The sequence below is a fragment of the Citrobacter sp. GW821-FHT07H02 genome (assembly GCF_059418505.1).
Genome location: NZ_JBWKPZ010000003.1, coordinates 250561 through 268572 on the forward strand (window position 1 = coordinate 250561; position 18012 = coordinate 268572).

18 protein-coding genes are annotated in these 18012 nt (G+C 51.5%); 7 read left to right on the plus strand and 11 right to left on the minus strand.

The features are described 5' to 3' along the window. Positions 1 to 37 precede the first annotated feature (37 nt). The 5 genes from ftsI to mgrB form a co-directional block, all read right to left on the minus strand. Positions 38 to 1783 carry a peptidoglycan glycosyltransferase FtsI gene (gene ftsI / locus AC07NP_RS06455; RefSeq protein ID WP_494659922.1) on the minus strand — a complete coding sequence of 582 codons (1746 nt, stop codon included), beginning with the start codon at positions 1781 to 1783 and terminating at the stop codon, positions 38 to 40. A 219-nt stretch (positions 1784 to 2002) separates the two neighbouring features. Further along, positions 2003 to 2212: a transcription antiterminator/RNA stability regulator CspE gene (cspE, locus tag AC07NP_RS06460; RefSeq protein WP_001062678.1), complete on the minus strand. Its 210-nt coding sequence runs from the start codon at positions 2210 to 2212 to the stop codon at positions 2003 to 2005. A 12-nt stretch (positions 2213 to 2224) separates the two neighbouring features. Continuing rightward, the gene (locus AC07NP_RS06465; RefSeq protein WP_192611929.1) at positions 2225 to 2368 is read right to left on the minus strand and encodes a DUF2627 domain-containing protein; all 144 of its coding nucleotides are present in this window, start codon (positions 2366 to 2368) and stop codon (positions 2225 to 2227) included. Between the two features lie 700 nt (positions 2369 to 3068). After that, entirely contained in the window at positions 3069 to 3356 is a 288-nt protein-coding gene (locus AC07NP_RS06470; RefSeq protein WP_494659923.1) for a YebO family protein, read from the minus strand. 74 nt (positions 3357 to 3430) lie between these two features. Beyond that, the gene (mgrB, locus tag AC07NP_RS06475) at positions 3431 to 3574 is read right to left on the minus strand and encodes a PhoP/PhoQ regulatory lipoprotein MgrB (RefSeq protein WP_162379727.1); all 144 of its coding nucleotides are present in this window, start codon (positions 3572 to 3574) and stop codon (positions 3431 to 3433) included. Positions 3575 to 3731: 157 nt separating this feature from the next. On the opposite strand from mgrB, the gene AC07NP_RS06480 reads away from it, so the two are divergent. Beyond that, positions 3732 to 3971, plus strand: coding sequence for a YobH family protein (locus AC07NP_RS06480; RefSeq protein ID WP_203358115.1), 240 nt, complete (start codon positions 3732 to 3734; stop codon positions 3969 to 3971). Positions 3972 to 4167: 196 nt separating this feature from the next. On the opposite strand, the gene kdgR is transcribed toward AC07NP_RS06480, so the two are convergent. Further along, positions 4168 to 4959: a DNA-binding transcriptional regulator KdgR gene (kdgR, locus tag AC07NP_RS06485; protein ID WP_192611926.1), complete on the minus strand. Its 792-nt coding sequence runs from the start codon at positions 4957 to 4959 to the stop codon at positions 4168 to 4170. A 176-nt stretch (positions 4960 to 5135) separates the two neighbouring features. On the opposite strand from kdgR, the gene AC07NP_RS06490 reads away from it, so the two are divergent. After that, complete coding sequence (locus AC07NP_RS06490; protein ID WP_494659924.1) at positions 5136 to 6509, plus strand: MFS transporter; 1374 nt, start codon at positions 5136 to 5138, stop codon at positions 6507 to 6509. A gap of 81 nt (positions 6510 to 6590) precedes the next feature. On the opposite strand, the gene htpX is transcribed toward AC07NP_RS06490, so the two are convergent. The 4 genes from htpX to AC07NP_RS06510 all read right to left on the minus strand — a co-directional run bounded on the left by htpX (position 6591) and on the right by AC07NP_RS06510 (position 11017). Next, a complete protein-coding gene (gene htpX / locus AC07NP_RS06495; RefSeq protein ID WP_192611924.1) occupies positions 6591 to 7475 on the minus strand; it encodes a protease HtpX in 885 nt (294 codons plus the stop codon). 192 nt (positions 7476 to 7667) lie between these two features. Next, the gene (gene prc, locus AC07NP_RS06500; RefSeq protein ID WP_494659925.1) at positions 7668 to 9716 is read right to left on the minus strand and encodes a carboxy terminal-processing peptidase; all 2049 of its coding nucleotides are present in this window, start codon (positions 9714 to 9716) and stop codon (positions 7668 to 7670) included. A gap of 19 nt (positions 9717 to 9735) precedes the next feature. Then, entirely contained in the window at positions 9736 to 10422 is a 687-nt protein-coding gene (gene proQ / locus AC07NP_RS06505) for an RNA chaperone ProQ (protein ID WP_203358122.1), read from the minus strand. 97 nt (positions 10423 to 10519) lie between these two features. Then, entirely contained in the window at positions 10520 to 11017 is a 498-nt protein-coding gene (locus AC07NP_RS06510) for a GAF domain-containing protein (protein ID WP_494659987.1), read from the minus strand. Between the two features lie 128 nt (positions 11018 to 11145). On the opposite strand from AC07NP_RS06510, the gene yebS reads away from it, so the two are divergent. From yebS to AC07NP_RS06535, 5 genes are all read left to right on the plus strand, one after another. Further along, complete coding sequence (yebS, locus tag AC07NP_RS06515; RefSeq protein ID WP_494659926.1) at positions 11146 to 12441, plus strand: membrane integrity lipid transport subunit YebS; 1296 nt, start codon at positions 11146 to 11148, stop codon at positions 12439 to 12441. Next, on the plus strand, positions 12398 to 15031 hold the full coding sequence (locus tag AC07NP_RS06520) for a PqiB family protein (protein ID WP_494659927.1): 2634 nt from the start codon (positions 12398 to 12400) through the stop codon (positions 15029 to 15031). Before yebS ends, AC07NP_RS06520 begins: the two co-directional genes overlap by 44 nt. Before the next feature lie 78 nt (positions 15032 to 15109). Next, a complete protein-coding gene (gene rsmF, locus AC07NP_RS06525) occupies positions 15110 to 16549 on the plus strand; it encodes a 16S rRNA (cytosine(1407)-C(5))-methyltransferase RsmF (protein WP_494659928.1) in 1440 nt (479 codons plus the stop codon). Positions 16550 to 16666: 117 nt separating this feature from the next. Further along, positions 16667 to 16903, plus strand: a complete 237-nt coding sequence (locus AC07NP_RS06530; protein WP_192614329.1) for a YebV family protein — start codon at positions 16667 to 16669, stop codon at positions 16901 to 16903. A 102-nt stretch (positions 16904 to 17005) separates the two neighbouring features. After that, entirely contained in the window at positions 17006 to 17197 is a 192-nt protein-coding gene (locus tag AC07NP_RS06535; protein WP_203358126.1) for a YdfD/YebW family protein, read from the plus strand. On the opposite strand, the gene pphA is transcribed toward AC07NP_RS06535, so the two are convergent. After that, the gene (gene pphA, locus AC07NP_RS06540) at positions 17198 to 17860 is read right to left on the minus strand and encodes a protein-serine/threonine phosphatase (RefSeq protein ID WP_494659929.1); all 663 of its coding nucleotides are present in this window, start codon (positions 17858 to 17860) and stop codon (positions 17198 to 17200) included. Positions 17861 to 18012: the final 152 nt, after the last annotated feature.

The window sequence follows — 18012 nt, forward strand, 5'->3', positions numbered from 1 at the left end:
CTGAATGCGGGCCCGCAGGCCAGGTAACTTGACGCTCTTAATGTGCAGGTGTCGGAACGCGGTTGCCGTGCATGACCAGTAAATGGTCTGAATCGGCGGGCATGCCATCCGGCTTAACGTTTTCGAGGCGTAATACGTCACCCATAATCTGGCTAAATACCGGAGCCGAAACCGCCCCGCCATAATAAGAACCATTTTGCGGATCGTTGATCACCACCACCAGCGCAAATTTCGGATCACTCGCCGGGGCGACGCCCGCCGTGTAGGCCACATATTTGTCGATGTACTTTCCATCATCGCCTATTTTTTTCGCCGTACCGGTTTTCACCGCGACACGATAATCTCTCACCGCCGCTTTGGTTCCGCCACCTCCGGGCAACGCGACGCTCTCCATCATATGTTCAACTTCGCGGACCAGACCTTCAGACATCACCCGGGTGCCAATCACCGGGGGATCGATACGGGTGATGGAGAGCGGTCGATAAATACCAAAGCTGCCGATCGTCGCGTAAACATGCGCCAGTTGCAGCGGCGTCACCATCAGACCATAACCGAAAGCGAATGTTGCCCGGTCGAGATCGCTCCAGTAACGTCGTTGGGGCAGCAAGCCGCGACTCTCCCCGGTTAATCCCAGTCCTGTCGGCGTACCAAATCCGAAGCGTTTATAGGTATCGAGCAATTGCTGAACCGGCATCGCCAGTGAGAGATGCGAAACTCCCGTGTCACTCGATTTTTGCAAAATGCCGGTTAACGAGAGTTCAGGGTAGAAGCCCACGTCTCGGATACGATGACCGTCAAGATTAAACGGATGCGTGTCGATCACGCTGTCTGGCTGCACAATACCCTGCTTAAGCGCCGTCATGATGACTAATGGTTTGACGGTGGAGCCCGGCTCGAAGGTGTCGCTAATGGCGCGATTTCGAAAATCGTCCAGCACGGCTCCGTCGCGATTGTTCGGGTTAAAATCCGGGAAGCTTGCCATCGCAAGAATTTCGCCGGTGGCGACACTGACCAGCACTGCTGCGCCCGACTCCGCTTTATTCCAGGTGACAGCATTGTCTAAGGCATCCTCCGTCACGGTCTGCAAACGCTCATCAATACTGAGTCGCAATTCATGTGCCGGAATAGACGTGACTTCCGTGATGTTCTCAATCACGTGTCCGAACTTGTCTTTACGCACAAGACGCGAGCCCGGTTTTCCCGTCAATTGCGAATTAAAACTTTTCTCAACCCCTTCAATCCCCTGCCCGTCTATATTGGTAAAACCAATCAGGTTAGCCGCAACATGTCCGGCAGGATAAAATCGACGTGATTCTTCGCGCAGATTGATCCCCGCAAGGTTAAGTTTGTCTATCCATTGTGCTTGTTGCGGCGATACCTGGCGCGCCAGATAGAGAAATCGCCCTGCAGGATTACTGTTAACTCGCTTTGCCAGCACACTTAACGACAGATGCAGCGTACTAGCCAATGCTTGCCAGCGTTCGTTATATCCCACACCGCCCTTGCTGATGATGGTTTGAGGATCGGCCCAGACCGCATTCACCGGCACGCTAACGGCCAGCGGACGCCCTTCCCGGTCAGTAATCATCCCGCGCACAGAAGCCGTCGTGACTTCACGTAGCGAGCGCATATCCTCTTGCCTGACCAGGTTCGTCGGCGTGACAATTTGTAACCACGCAAGGCGCCCGAGTAATAACCCCATACTTGCCACGATTGCCGCACAAAGCAGCGCAAAACGCACGGGGGTAAAATTAGCCACAGCGCCGTCGCTTTTCTTTTTCACCTGGACTCCAGCAAACTTACTTTTCAGGTGATTGATTTAACGAAAAACAGTGGGGGAAATCGGGAAAAACAATGCTACGAACTTCGCGGTTTTGCAACAAAGCGCAAACGGGAGGGGATTCAGAAATGTTTTGACGCAAGTTGAATTAAAAAGCCCCGCATTTGCGAGGCTTTATATCTGAGGTTGATGCGCCTGAACGCTTCAAATCAGTGGTATCGATCAGATAGCTGTTACGTTAACAGCAGCCGGACCTTTCTGGCCGTCCTGAATTTCGAACTCAACGTTCTGGCCTTCAGCCAGAGTTTTGAAGCCATTACCCTGGATAGCGGAGAAGTGTACAAACACGTCTTTGCTGCCATCAGCCGGAGTAATGAAACCAAAACCTTTAGACTCGTTGAACCACTTAACTTGACCTTTAATCTTTGCCATTTGCAAAATTCCTTAGATTGTTTTCTTCGCCCGCAGGCATAACATAGATAAAACTGAGACATTACTGCTTGAGGCACTAATATAAGGTTCGGCAGAGAAGCGGTATTCAACGACAACGTTTTTACTCAGGACTTCTTTACTGAAAATGCCACACATAAACAGAACTGTACCTCGTTTAACCCAAGCCGTGTTATCACATACAACGTTAAATATGGCAAGCCATTTTTAAACGTGTCTCGATCAGTCGCACAAATCCCGAAAATCGGCAAAGCGCGACTGCACAGTTATGCGCTAAATCCGCTGAAAATATATTTTCGCCTCTCTGCGTCCGCTCTGACAAACCGCAGTCAGAACAGGCGCTTTTCTACCATAGCTCAATAAGTTCGGTTGTTCCAGGCAAGTTGCTTAACTTATCACCACTAGTGACAGATATCACTTTTTATGCTTTGTAATGCATAAATTGTCACATAACAAAAACACACTAATTGAAAAAAAACAGATACGAAAGACTGATTTTTTAATGGATTAATGTACCAAAATTCTCCAACGGCGTTGTGCACCAAAATAATGAAAATACGATGACAATGCCCAAAAAAAGTGAGAGAAACGTTTCGTTATTAATAAAAACGATCGTTATCACAAAAAAAACATAATCATATATTAGTCGTAGAGAAGAACATTAATTAATCCAGGCAAGGATAAGATATTCATTGTTCGATGAAATATCACGTTGCCGGGGTCTATAGCAGACGAGAATCAAAATGCGCACTTGCACCAGAACAGTGCATCATCGCGAAGGATGACAGGATGGCGTGTCCGCAGGTTGTGCAGGCTCACTCGCATCCTGTCACTCCGGCTACCTTTCCGCTACCAGACGGATGATGTCATCGTCCTCTTCCCGTGCATTTGCTGCGGGGGGTGCTTCAACCGCTTTTTCTGGTTCATTTGCTTCACACAGACGGCGCAACAACGCATTTTGACGTTTTTGCTGGTCTAACAAGGATTCGAGCAATTCGATCTGCTCATTGGTGCGCGAGCTTGCGCGGTTGACGAAAAACCATAAGACAAGTCCAACAACCAGAACCACCACCGATACCATTAAAGACGCGAAAGTTAGCGCGCCAGAGTTCAGAACTTCGTTCATTTTACCACCTCAATGTAGACGGAGCATTTTAGCACTGCTACACGAGAAGGTAATCACCTGTTGTAAAAATGCGGTTACCAGGGAATAAATTTATTGATGGCACAAATACCGCTGAAAAATTGTACATCCTGATCGCACATGATGTTGAACACCTGCGCCCAAAGCAACAGGCAGACCAGCACGCCAATTATCAGGAATACCCACCGAAACTTTTTCACTCCGTTCTCCGAATCCACATCTTATGACTCTAAATTACCATGCGTTACCTAAACCGGGGCTAACTGTAGCGGCACTCTGTATTTTTAGGAATGATTCACTTGTATCAGCAGATGTAGAGGCTACTCTTATTATAACGAAAGAAGAAAAGAGGTTGTAATGCGTTTGATCATTCGCGCGATTGTCTTGCTTGCTCTGGTATGGATAGGTTTACTACTCAGCGGTTATGGAATTTTGATTGGGAGTCAGGAGAATGCGGCGGGTCTGGGCTTGCAATGCCACTATCTGACCGCCCGCGGCACCAGCACGGCACAGTATATTCACACTAATAGCGGTATTATCGGTCTGACAGATTGCCCTGTATTAAGAAAAAGTACGGTTGTGGTTGATAATAACTAAATCTGTTTGTCGAGTATTTCCCCAAGGCATAACTCTGTTATGCCTTATTTATTCTTCCGTTCATCATATTGAGTCCCGCTAATATTGACTTATCCAATATTGAAACGATCCCGGCAGTAAACGGTTACGTCATATTTAAAAAGCCAGCCAGCAGTATGTGCCGTCTGGCTTTTTAAAATCAGGAAGCGAACGCCACTCAGAACGGGTAGTCGTTATAGCCCATTTGTTCGGAGATCTTGCGTGCCGCCGTGTGCAGCATGGCGACATACTCGTGCAAACGCTCTTCTGAGAAGCGCAGCGTCGGGAAGGAGATGCTCAGACCCGCAATGACAACCCCGAAGCGATCGAATACCGGTACGCCAATACAGCGTAAACCTTCTTCCTGTTCTTCGTTATCTTCGCCATAACCCTGTTCGCGGACTGTATCCAGCAATGTCAGCAATTCATCAGTAGAAGTTATAGTACGGTCGGTGCTGCGCTTATACTCAACCCCTTCCATAATCTGTTTGACTTCATCACGATCGCGCCAGGCCAGCAGCACTTTACCAATCGCGGTACTGTACAGCGGGTTACGACGTCCAACCCGCGAGTACATACGCAGATTGTACATAGAATCAATTTTGTGAATGTAAACGATACTGTCTTCATCCAGCGCACCAAGGTGTACCGTCTCTTTCGTCAGACGCGAAAGCTCACGCATTTGGATATCAGCGCTACGGATCAGATCAACATTCTGTAAAGCACGTGCGCCTAATTCAAACAGTTTCAGGGTCAGAGAATATTTTTCTGATTCGCCTTCCTGAGCCACATACCCCAGCGTTTTCATGGTCTGCAAAAAGCGATAAACGGTGCTTTTTGACATCATGACACGTTGCGACAACTCGGTAATACCAATTTCGCGCTCTTCCCCCAGCGCCTGTAAAATGCCAAACACCTTCAGCACAGAAGAAACAGAATCAGGTTGTTTATCCAGATCTGCGATAGCCATTTATCACCTCATTACGAGTGTTTTATAAAAATCAGAACAATTTTTTATTATAATTTCACGTTACATTGCCCGCAATCCATCTTTGCTTACTTAGTGACAATTCTGCGACATAAGCCCTGAATATCAATGCTAAAATAATTACTCTGATCATAATCCCCAAAAGACTCTGAATTCATATGGAAAAATGCCAGACAGATGGATTGCCCGTTCCTCAACGGTACGGTGCCATTCTCACCATCGCTATTGGTATTTCGATGGCAGTCCTCGACGGTGCAATTGCTAACGTCGCGCTCCCAACGATAGCCGCCGATCTTCAGGCTTCACCCGCCAGTTCAATCTGGGTGGTTAACGCTTACCAAATTGCTATTGTGGTGTCCCTGCTCTCTCTATCATTTTTGGGGGATATGTTTGGTTATCGACGTATATACAAATGCGGGTTAGTGATTTTCCTGCTGTCGTCCCTGTTTTGTGCCTTGTCTGACTCATTGCAAATGCTGACGATGGCGCGCGTCGTCCAGGGATTTGGCGGGGCAGCGCTGATGAGTGTCAACACCGCGCTAATTCGCCTTATATTTCCCCAGCGCCATCTTGGACGGGGAATGGGCATTAACTCATTTATTGTCGCGGTATCATCAGCGGCAGGCCCCACACTGGCTGCCGCCATCCTCTCAGTCGCATCGTGGCAGTGGTTATTTCTGATTAACGTACCGTTAGGCATTCTGGCATTGCTACTGGCCATGCGCTTTTTGCCGCCCAACAGCTCACGCAGTAAGAAACCGCGCTTTGACCTGCCGAGCGCAGTGATGAACGCTTTAACGTTTGGACTGCTGATCACGGCGCTAAGTGGATTCGCCCAGGGGCAGTCACTTCTGCTGATCGGCGCCGAGGCCGCCATCATGCTTGTTGTCGGTTTTTTATTTATTCGCCGCCAGCTTTCGCTTCCGGTCCCTTTACTGCCGGTAGACTTGCTGCGAATCCCGCTGTTTTCCCTCTCTATTGGCACCTCGATTTGCTCTTTTTGCGCGCAAATGCTCGCCCTGGTGTCCCTGCCCTTTTACCTGCAAACCGTTTTAGGTCGAAGCGAAGTGGAAACTGGCCTGTTGTTAACGCCCTGGCCGCTGGCCACCATGGTGATGGCACCGCTTGCCGGTTACTTAATAGAAAAGGTACACGCGGGTCTGCTGGGCGCATTGGGGTTGGCGGTGATGGCGGCAGGCATGTTTTCCCTCGTGTTGTTGCCGGCCGCCCCCTCCGACATCAGTATTATCTGGCCGATGATCCTGTGCGGCGCCGGTTTCGGTTTATTTCAGTCGCCAAATAACCATACGATCATCACCTCAGCCCCCCGCGAACGTAGCGGCGGTGCGAGTGGCATGCTGGGAACAGCACGTTTACTGGGGCAAAGTTCGGGAGCCGCACTGGTGGCGCTTATGCTGAACCTGTTCGGCGATGGCGGAACCCACATTGCGCTGATGGTTGCGGGCATCATGGCTACGCTGGCGGCCATTGTGAGTGGTTTACGTATCACTCAACCCAGGGCAGGCGCATAAAAAAAGCGCGTCATCAGACGCGCTTTTTAACAGTCAGACTTTACGGAGAGCCGATTCAGCTCACCGGCATACTGATGTCGGTTACTTCAGATATTCTCCGCTGCGCAACGCTTCAATGCGCTTATCCAGCGGTGGGTGCGTCATGAACAGTTCGCTCAGCGATTTCGACTTGCCGTTGATACAGAATGCCATCATGCTGCTGGCTTCCTGCGGCTCATAGCTGGTTTTCAGACGCTGTAGCGCGGCAATCATTTTTTCGCGACCGACCAGTTTCGCCGAACCGGCATCAGCATGGAATTCACGGTGACGAGAGAACCACATGGTGATAATGCTCGCCAGAATACCAAAGACCAGCTCCAGCACTGTCGCGACAGCGAAGTAGATCAACGGATTACCATTACCGCCCTCACCTTCTTCTTCACGGTTACCGCCCAGAAAGCCTGCGGCGATCTGCGCGATAATACGTGAGATAAAGATAACAAACGTGTTCACAATCCCCTGAATCAGGGTCATCGTCACCATGTCGCCATTCGCAATATGGCTTATCTCATGCGCAATAACGGCTTCAGCTTCGTCCGGGCTCATGTTTTGCAGCAAGCCCGAGCTCACGGCAACCAAAGACGCATCGCGACGAGCACCGGTAGCAAACGCATTGATGTCTGGCGCATGGTAAATAGCCACCTGCGGCATAGCAATCCCCGCCTGGCGGGCCTGCGTCGCGACCGTATTCATCAGCCAGCGTTCTCTTTCATTACGTGGTTGCTCGATGACCTCTCCACCAACGGATTTCAACGCCATCCATTTGGACATCAGCAACGAAATGAAGGAACCACCAAAACCAAACAGCAGCGCCATGATCAGCAGACCTTGTACGCTGCTCGACTGTATCCCCGTCAGGCTCAGCACCAGCCCGAAAACGACCATCACGGCCAGGTTCGTCAGCAGGAAGAGCGCGATTCGCATCATAATCTTCTTTTAACCTCAACTTAACAAAACGCACTATGCGATTACCCACATCGTATGGGTCTTATTGCTATTTTCAAGCATCAATGGGCTGTAAGTCACCAGAAAGACACAACTTTACATTTGATAGCCCTGGTCTGACGGCCACCCACATATGTTAAAAAAAACAGGCACAATTTCTTGTGCCTGTTCAGGTTATTGCGTGACTGCGGGTTGCTCCGCAGGCTTCTCTTTCTCAAGATGGGCCAGGTCCAGCGCTATTTTCACCGTCTCATCAAGATACGGATCGGGCTCCTGGTAATCCTTCGGCAGATCGTCCAGGTTCTTCAGCGGTGGTTTACCTTCGCGTTTAAAGCGGTCGTTGATACGCGCCAGTCGCATTGCATCATCTTCGTTATTCTCTTTTTCACGTTGCGCAAAATTGAGAGACGCAATGTTGCGTTTATCTTTCATGGCGTTGTAACGGGCAATATCCTTCATGATGTACTGGAATTCAGGATCACTGGCGATACGTGCAGTGTGTTCCTTGAGCAATTCCGGACCGAATGGCGTTAAATCCTCTGACTTCACATAGGTTGCCGCATCAACACTGTCCCACGGTAACGCGTTATCTTCGAATTTCTCACCAGTTTCAGTCTCTTCATTACCTGTCGGCATGAGGATATCGGGTGTAACGCCCTTACGCTGAGTACTACCGCCATTAACACGATAGAACTTCTGGATTGTGTATTGCACGGAACCCAACGCCGGCCATTCAGGACGCAGCATCTGGTCGTAAATGCGATTCAGTGAACGGTACTGCTGCACGGTGCCTTTCCCGAAGGTCGGTTCACCCACAATCAGCGCACGCCCATAGTCCTGCATTGCCGCGGCAAAAATTTCAGATGCGGATGCGCTAAAGCGGTCGACTAACACCACCAGCGGACCTTTATAGTAGACAACGCCGTCGGTGTCGCTGTCTTCGCGAACCTTACCGTTGTTGTCACGCACCTGCACAACCGGGCCAGAAGGGATAAACAAGCCGGAGAGCGAAACCGCTTCTGTCAGCGCGCCGCCGCCGTTGGTGCGCAGATCGATAACGATGCTGCTCACGTTCTGTTTTTCCAGTTTCTGCAGTTGAACTTTGACATCATCCGTCAGGCCAACATAGAAACCAGGAATATCCAGCACGCCCACTTTTTCTTTGCCGACGGTTTTCACCGACATTTTGACAGCACGGTCTTCAAGGCGAATACGTTCACGCGTAAGCGTAACAATTCGGGTCTTCGTACCTTTGCCAGCAGGCAGGATTTCAAGGCGAACTTTACTGCCCTTCGGTCCTTTGATCAGCGCAACGACATCATCCAGACGCCAGCCAATCACATCCACCATGCCTTTACCGTTCTGGCCGACGCCCACAATACGATCGCCAACGCTGATCGCTTTGCTCTTCGCCGCCGGACCACCAGCCACCATGGAGTTGATGACCGTGTAATCATCATCCATCTGCAGCACAGCGCCAATACCTTCCAGAGACAGGCTCATTTCGGTATTGAACTGTTCCGTGTTACGCGGGGAAAGGTAATTGGTATGCGGATCGATTTCGCGCGCGAAAGCGGTCATTGCCAGCGAGAAAACGTCTTCGCTGTTGGTTTGCGCCAGACGGCGAATGGCAAATTTGTAACGACGCGTCAGCGTCTCACGAATTTCTTTGTCGGTCTTGCCCGTTAACTTCAGGCTCAGCTCGTCAAATTTTACTTTTCCATCCCACAGCGCATTCAGCTCGGCCTCATTCTTCGGCCAGGGCGCTTTGCTGCGATCAAGGTTAAACGTATCGGTACCGGTGAAATCCATCGGACGTTCCAGTACGCTTAACGCATACTGATAACGTTCAAATCGACGTTTTTGCGCCAGATTATAGAGATCGTAAAAGACATCCAGCTTGCCCGAACGTAGCTCATCGCCCAGCACGGTTTTCTTTTTAGCAAACTGCTCGACATCGCTCGCCAACAGCACGTTGTGGCTGAAGTCGAGTAAATTCAGATAACGATCGAAAATTTTCGCCGAAAACGACTGATCCAGATCGAACTGACGATAGTGGGAACGTGTGAAACGGGACGTCACACGTTCACTCACTGTCGCATGCTGTGTTTCTTCCTTCAGTACAGGAATTTGATCGGCACGCGTAATGTCGTCCACAGCAAATGACTGGCCTGCTATTGCAAGCAGGCCAGCTAACGCGGTAAGCCTAAAAAAAGTGTTCATGCCCGGCCTGGCCTCCGTTTCAGAACACCAGGTGTTCTGCGCGTACAATCAAAGACATACCCGAATTCAGCTGTACACGGACGCCATCTTTGGTGATTTCTAATACGGTGGCATCCATCGCATTATTACCTGCTTTCACCTTCAGAGACTGCCCTACCGTGAGGACTGAAATGTCAGAAACCGGGGTGTGCTGCTCTTCGCGAGGTGCACGAGGTGCTTTCGCTGCCGGTTTCTCAGCGCGAACTTTACGTTCAGCGCCTTCTTTGCGGCGTGGTGCAGGACGCGGCTTACGTTCGCGACGCGGAGCGTCTTCTTTTTCGCCTGCAGCAGCGGCAGCTTCGCGTTTTTTCGCTTGCTGTTCTGCGCGCTGCGCCTGAACGCGAGCTTTTGCCTCTTCAAGCTGCTTACGTGCATGCTCAACGTGCTGCTCATCCAGCTCACCGCAAGGGTTGCCGTCGAGATCGACACGCGTTGCACCCGGTTTAACACCGTAGAGGTAACGCCAGCTTGAAGTGTAAAGACGTAAAGCGGAGCGAAGTTGAGTCTTGCTAAGGTTCATTTCACCCTCAACGCGCTCTACCAGATCCTGAAAAATGCCAATTTTCAGCGGGCGCGCTTCGCCTTCCGCACTAAAACAGTGAGGAAAACGTTCGGCCAAAAATGCGATAACTTCTTTACTGCTATTCAACTTAGGTTGATTTTCCATGAAATTTCCTGATTACAACGGACGTAGCCAACTAGCCGCAGGCATGAACAGGCGTCATTATAATGACGCCATCAGTAATTGCTACGTTATCCGTTGATTATCCTGCGTCGGCCGCAAAGAATTTTTTGTAATCCGTCATTGCAAGCACCGCCTCAAGCTGTGCAACAAGCTGACGCAGACCCTGTTCATCTTCTTCAGTGAAGCGGCCAAATGCCGTGCTATCAATGTCCAGCACACCCAAAATCCGATTCCCGACCGTCAGCGGCAGTACGATTTCGGAATTGCTGGCGGCATCGCACGCGATATGCCCGTCAAAAGCATGAACATCTTCGATACGCTGAACGCGGTTCTGCGCCACTGCCGTGCCACAGACGCCGCGCCCAACCGGGATACGCACACAGGCGATTTTCCCCTGAAACGGACCTAATACAAGCGTGTCGTTTTCAAGCAGATAAAACCCCGCCCAATTCACTTCTGAAAGACGTTCATACAACAATGCGCTTGTGTTCGCGAGTGTTGCCAGAAAACTTGTTTCACCTGCCATTAATGCCTGAAAGTCGCGATTAAGATCCGTGTATAACTCTGTTTTGTTCATTTTATAATCACTTGGTTGTCTTACTTTACATTGCAGCCTATTAAAATAAGCATTAAATGCGTTAATGCTCAAGATCATTCCCGTCATGAGTTAAGATTACATAAATCTAACACTTTGATTCGCGATACATGGCTCTTAAAACCCCACATATCACGCCAACGAAAAAAATAGCGGTCAGATCCATCGGCGAGGCATTGCCCCGAGCACATTATCACCGTTGCCCTCAGTGCGACCTGCTGTTCAGCCTGCCAAAAATGCGCTCTTACCAGAGCGCGTACTGCCCGCGCTGTCAGGCCAAAATCCGCGACGGACGCGACTGGTCGCTGACACGTCTGGCGGCGATGGCCATCACAATGCTGTTGCTGATGCCTTTTGCCTGGGGTGAACCGCTGCTGCACATCTATTTACTCGGGGTACGCATTGATGCCAACGTCATGCAGGGTATCTGGCAGATGACAAAACAGGGCGACCCGATAACCGGTGCGATGGTGCTCTTTTGTGTCGCTGGCGCGCCGCTGGTACTGGTGACGTCTATCGCCTACCTGTGGTTTGGCAACATTCTGGGGATGAACCTGCGCCCGGTGCTGTTAATGCTGGAAAGGTTAAAAGAGTGGGTCATGCTGGATATCTACCTGGTCGGCATCGCGGTGGCATCGATTAAAGTACAGGATTATGCTTTTTTGCTGCCCGGTGTTGGGCTGACGGCCTTCATCGCACTGGTGATCCTCAGTATTCTGACCTTATCCCACCTCAATGTTGAGCAGTTATGGGAACGCTTTTACCCGCAGAAGCCAGCCCGACGTCCCGACGAAAAACTTCGCGTTTGTCTGGGGTGTCATTTTACGGGTTACCCCGATCCCCGTGGGCGTTGCCCTCGCTGTCATATCCCACTGCGATTGCGCAGAAAGCAGAGCATACAAAAATGTTGGGCCGCTTTATTAGCCTCTATCGTCTTTTTGCTACCGGCCAACCTGATGCCCATTTCAGTCATTTATGTCAATGGCGGGCGTCAGGAAGACACTATTTTTTCAGGTATTATGTCACTGGCGAGCAGCAATGTTGCGGTGGCCGCCGTGGTCTTTATCGCCAGTATCCTGGTGCCATTTACCAAAATAATTGTGATGTTTACACTGTTGATCAGTATCCATTTCAACTCTGTGCTGGGGCTGCAAATGCGTATCCGGCTTCTGCGCCTGGTCACCTGGATTGGTCGCTGGTCAATGCTGGATCTCTTTGTTATTTCATTAACGATGTCTCTGATTAATCGCGATCAGATACTGGCTTTTACTATGGGACCGGCTGCGCTGTATTTCGGCGCAGCGGTAATATTGACTATTCTTTCAGTCGAATGGCTGGATAGCCGCTTACTTTGGGATGCACATGAGTCAGGAAACGCCCGCTTCGCCGACGGAAGCGCAGATTAAAACAAAACGCCGTATTTCGCCCTTCTGGTTGCTGCCGCTCATTGCCCTGATGATCGCCGGATGGCTGGTATGGGGAAGTTATGAAGATCGCGGTAATACCGTCACCATCGATTTTATGTCGGCGGATGGCATCGTTCCTGGCCGAACCCCCGTGCGTTATCAAGGGGTTGAAGTCGGCACGGTGCAGGATATCAATCTGAGCAAAGACCTGCGCAAAATCAAAGTTCGCGTCAGTATCAAGGCCGACATGAAAGATGCACTGCGTGAAGATACACAGTTCTGGCTGGTCACGCCGAAAGCTTCGCTGGCGGGGGTTTCCGGCCTGGACGCGCTGGTCGGCGGCAACTATATCGGCATGATGCCCGGAAAAGGCGAACCCAGCGATCACTTTGTGGCGCTGGATACACAACCGAAATATCGCCTGAACAACGGCGAATTAATGATCCATCTTCAGGCACCGGATCTCGGTTCACTCAACAGTGGCGCACTGGTCTATTTCCGTAAAATTCCCGTGGGGCGTGTCTACGACTACGCCATCAACCCCAACAAACAGGGGGTCACGATTGATGTGCTGATTGAACGACGCTTTACTAATCTGGTGAAAAAAGGCAGCCGTTTCTGGAATGTCTCGGGGGTGAATGCCGACATCAGTCTCAGCGGCGCAAAAGTGAAACTGGAAAGTCTGGCAGCACTGGTGAACGGTGCTATCGCGTTTGACTCCCCGGACAACTCTCAACCCGCAGCTCAGGACGATGCTTTCGGGTTGTACCAGGATCTCGCGCACAGTCAACGTGGCGTGCTGGTGAATCTTGAGCTGCCCAGCGGCAACGGTCTGAAGGCCGGTTCGACGCCATTGATGTACCAGGGGCTGGAAGTGGGTCAGTTAACCAAACTGCATCTCAACCCCGGTGGTAAAGTGACCGGTGAAATGACGGTGGATCCTGCCGTTGTGACGCTGTTACGCGATTCGACACGCATTGAACTACGCAATCCAAAACTGTCGCTCAGCGATGCCAACCTCAGTGCATTGCTCACCGGAAAAACCTTCGAACTGGTGCCCGGTGAAGGCGAACCGCGTAGCGAGTTTGTGGTAGTGCCGGGCGAACAAGCCCTTCTTCATGAGCAAAATGTGCTGACCTTTACCCTCACCGCACCGGAAAGCTACGGCATTGATGCCGGACAGCCGCTTATTCTGCACGGGGTGCAGGTGGGCCAGGTCATTGAGCGTAAACTCACCAGTAAAGGCGTCACATTTATTGTCGCTATCGATCCACAACATCGCGATCTGGTTCAGGGTGACAGCAAATTCGTGGTCAATAGCCGCGTCGATGTCAAAGTCGGTCTGGACGGCATTGAGTTTCTCGGCGCCAGCGCCAGTGAATGGATAAGCGGCGGCATTCGTATTTTACCTGGCACCAAAGGTGAGATGAAGGCCAGTTATCCGCTGTATGCCAATCTGGAAAAAGCCGTAGAAAACAGCCTCAGCGACTTGCCGACAACCACCGTCAGCCTCAGCGCCGAAACGCTACCGGATGTACAGGCCGGTTCCGTCGTGCTGTACCGTAAATTTGAAGTGGGTGAAGTGATCACCGTGCGTCCACGCGCCAATGCCTTTGATATTGATCTGCATATCAAACCTGAATACCGCAATTTGCTGACCAGCAACAGCGTGTTCTGGGCCGAGGGCGGCGCGAAAGTACAGCTCAATGGCAGCGGCCTTACCGTGCAAGCCTCCCCGCTCTCCCGTGCGTTAAAAGGGGCTATCAGCTTCGATAATTTGAGCGGTGCCAGCGCCAGCCAGCGTAAAGGCGACAAACGGATCCTTTATGCGTCGGAAACCGCAGCCCGCGCGGTCGGCGGCCAAATCACCTTACACGCCTTCGACGCGGGGAAACTTGCCGCCGGTATGCCGATTCGTTACCTCGGCATCGATATTGGACAGATCCAGACGCTGGAGTTGATTACTGCGCGCAATGAAGTTCAAGCCAAAGCGGTACTCTACCCGGAATACGTGCAAACCTTCGCCCGGGGCGGCACCCGTTTCTCGGTGATCACCCCGCAAATCTCTGCTGCGGGCGTCGAGCATCTGGATACGATTTTGCAGCCTTACATCAACGTTGAACCGGGACGCGGCAACCCACGTCGCGAATTCGAGCTACAGGAAACCACCATTACCGACTCTCGCTATCTTGATGGCCTGAGCGTCGTGGTTGAAGCCCCTGAAGCCGGTTCGCTGAACATCGGTACGCCGGTTCTGTTCCGGGGAATTGAAGTGGGCACGGTGACGGGAATGACCTTAGGAACGCTGTCTGACCGTGTGATGATTGCTATGCGCATCAGCCAGCGTTATCAGCACCTCGTTCGCAACAACTCCGTGTTCTGGCTGGCATCTGGCTACAGCCTCGATTTTGGCCTGACCGGCGGGGTCGTGAAGACAGGCACCTTTAATCAGTTCGTTCGTGGCGGTATCGCGTTCGCCACCCCGCCAGGCACGCCGCTGGCGCCTAAAGCGCAGGCAGGCAAACACTTCCTGCTGCTGGAAGTCGAACCCAAAGAGTGGCGCGAATGGGGAACCGCGCTCCCTCGTTAACCGCAGAGCTCCGGCGTGCCCGCGCCGGAGCGTTTGTGCTACACTGCGCGCCTGTTTTACTGCCGGTGGTATATTCTTGTGGCTCAACACGCCGTTTATTTTCCTGATGATTTTCTGACGCAAATGCGTGAGATAATGCCTTCTACGCTCTGTTTTGATGATTTTCTTGCCGCCTGCCAGCGTCCGCTACGCCGCAGCATTCGCGTCAACACACTGAAAATCTCCGTCCCCGCGTTTCTCGAGTTGACGGCCCCTTACGGCTGGTCACTGACGCCCGTCCCCTGGTGTGAGGAAGGTTTTTGGATCGAGCGTGATGATGAAGAGTCACTGCCGCTGGGCAGTACGGCCGAGCATTTAAGCGGTCTGTTTTATATTCAGGAAGCCAGCTCAATGCTGCCGGTCGCTGCACTGTTTGCCGACGGAAATAGCCCGGAGCGGGTCATGGACGTCGCCGCCGCCCCAGGTTCCAAAACCACGCAAATCGCTGCCAGAATGCATAACCAGGGCGCGATTCTGGCCAATGAGTTTTCTGCCAGCCGCGTCAAAGTGCTGCATGCGAACATCAGTCGTTGCGGGATCAGTAACGTTGCGCTGACCCATTTTGACGGTCGCGTGTTCGGCGCCGCACTGCCAGAAATGTTTGATGCCATTCTGCTGGACGCCCCCTGTTCAGGCGAAGGCGTAGTGCGTAAAGATCCGGACGCACTCAAAAATTGGTCTGTTGAGAGCAACCTTGACATCGCCGCCACCCAACGCGAGTTAATTGAGAGTGCATTCCACGCGTTGCGCCCCGGCGGAACGCTGGTTTATTCCACCTGTACGCTCAATCGCGATGAAAACGAAGCCGTCTGTCAGTGGCTAAAAGAGACCTGGCCGGACGCCGTTGAATTCCTCCCGTTAGATGACCTATTTCCTGATGCAAAGCGGGCATTGACGCCGGAAGGTTTTCTGCATGTCTTCCCGCAGATTTATGACTGTGAAGGCTTCTTCGTTGCGCGCTTACGCAAAACTCAGGCTATCCCTGCGTTACCCGCGCCAAAATATAAAGTCGGCAATTTCCCGTTTACGCCCGTGAAAGGTCGCGAATCGGCACAGATTACCCAGGCGGCCAGCGCCAGCGGCCTGCAATGGGATGAAAACCTGCGCCTCTGGCAACGTGATAAAGAGATCTGGCTTTTCCCGGAGGCTGTCGAAGGGCTGATTGGCAAAGTGCGCTTCTCCCGACTCGGCCTGAAATTAGCGGAAACCCATAACAAAGGGTTCCGCTGGCAGCACGAAGCGGTCATTGCGCTGGCCAATCCTGAGCACAAAAATGCCTTTGAACTTTCGCCGCAAGATGCAGAAGAGTGGTATCGCGGTCGCGATGTTTATCCACAAACCTCCCCTGCCACAGATGATGTTCTGGTGACATTCCAGCATCAGCCGATAGGTCTGGCAAAACGCATTGGTTCGCGCCTAAAAAATAGCTATCCCCGCGAACTAGTGCGTGACGGTAAGCTGTTTAGCGGTAATGCCTAGAAGCGCGCAAAAATAACGCACTTTTTGACTGGCGCTTTTGCCGCCGTTGACTACGCTGAAAATTGGGCGATCGAACTGGTCGTACCACAATCAGCGAATTTCAACGGAGAGCAAATGATGAAAACCAGTGTACGTATTGGCGCTTTTGAAATTGACGACGGTGAGTTACACGGTGAATCGCCGGGGGATCGAACGTTAACCATTCCGTGTAAATCCGATCCTGATTTATGTATGCAACTGGATGCCTGGGACGACGAAACCAGCATCCCCGCCCTCCTCAATGGAGAACATTCCGTTCTATTTCGCACCCGCTACGATCGCCATTCCGATGCCTGGGTCATGCGTCTTGCCTGACTCAAAAAGAACCCGTCGCCAGACGGGTTATTTATTTCTCCCTTTCCCTCCACCGATAACCTCTCCTACACTAACGGTACGGCAATACAATTTGAGGATGGAATGTTCGCACTGGTACTTTTTGTTTGCTACCTGGATGGCGGTTGCGAGGATATCGTGGTGGATGTCTACAATACTGAGCAACAGTGCCTGTTCTCAATGGACGATCAGCGAATTCGCCATGGAGGCTGCTTCCCGATAGAAGACTTCATCGATGGATTCTGGCTGCCGGCCCAGAAATACAGCGATTTCTGATTACTGCAACTGGACCAACGTCAGTTCGCCACCGAAAACAGCACCGGTATCAATATAGTGCAGGTTATCTATATCCACGCGATGACGTAACGGGGTATGGCCAAACCAGAAGTGATCCGCCCCACTAATACCGCCACCGCGTCCCGCCAGTCGTTCACTCAGACGCGTGCGACTCCACAACACCTCATGCAAGTCGACAGGCTTTTGCCACTGATACTCATCGTCCGGATAATCAGCATGCGCCACAACATGCATGCCATTGTGGCAATGCAGCTCCAGAATCCACGGAAGTTCACGGCAATCTTCCAGCGCGCGCCTTGCCTGCGCCTGCTGTATTGCCGGTAACGCCATAAACCAGCCCCCGCCATTCATCGACCATAACGAAGGCTCTTCTGATTTCAGCGCATCCATCGCCATTTGCTCATGGTTCCCTCTGATCGCCACCATCCAGTTTTTACGCAGTAACCGGAGGCAGCCCAGACTGTCCGGCCCACGATCGATAACATCACCTACCGAGACCAGCAAATCCTGCCAGGGATCAAAATGGCATTCGCGTAATTTGGTCATCAGCAAGGCGAAGCACCCGTGGAGGTCGCCTACAATCCAGACGTGCCGCCACTGGTTTCCGTCAACGCGCAGATAGACATTATCAGGCTGTTTCATCTCTCCTCCTCTCCCATACGACACACCCCAAAAAATTGAATAGCAGAGGCAAAAAACCAGGGCGATTGAGGGGCGAAGTATGGAATTGTTTAAAAAGAGTACAGCGTGTGGCGCAGGTTTGTGCCAGGAAATAACAGCGTATTTTTCACTTA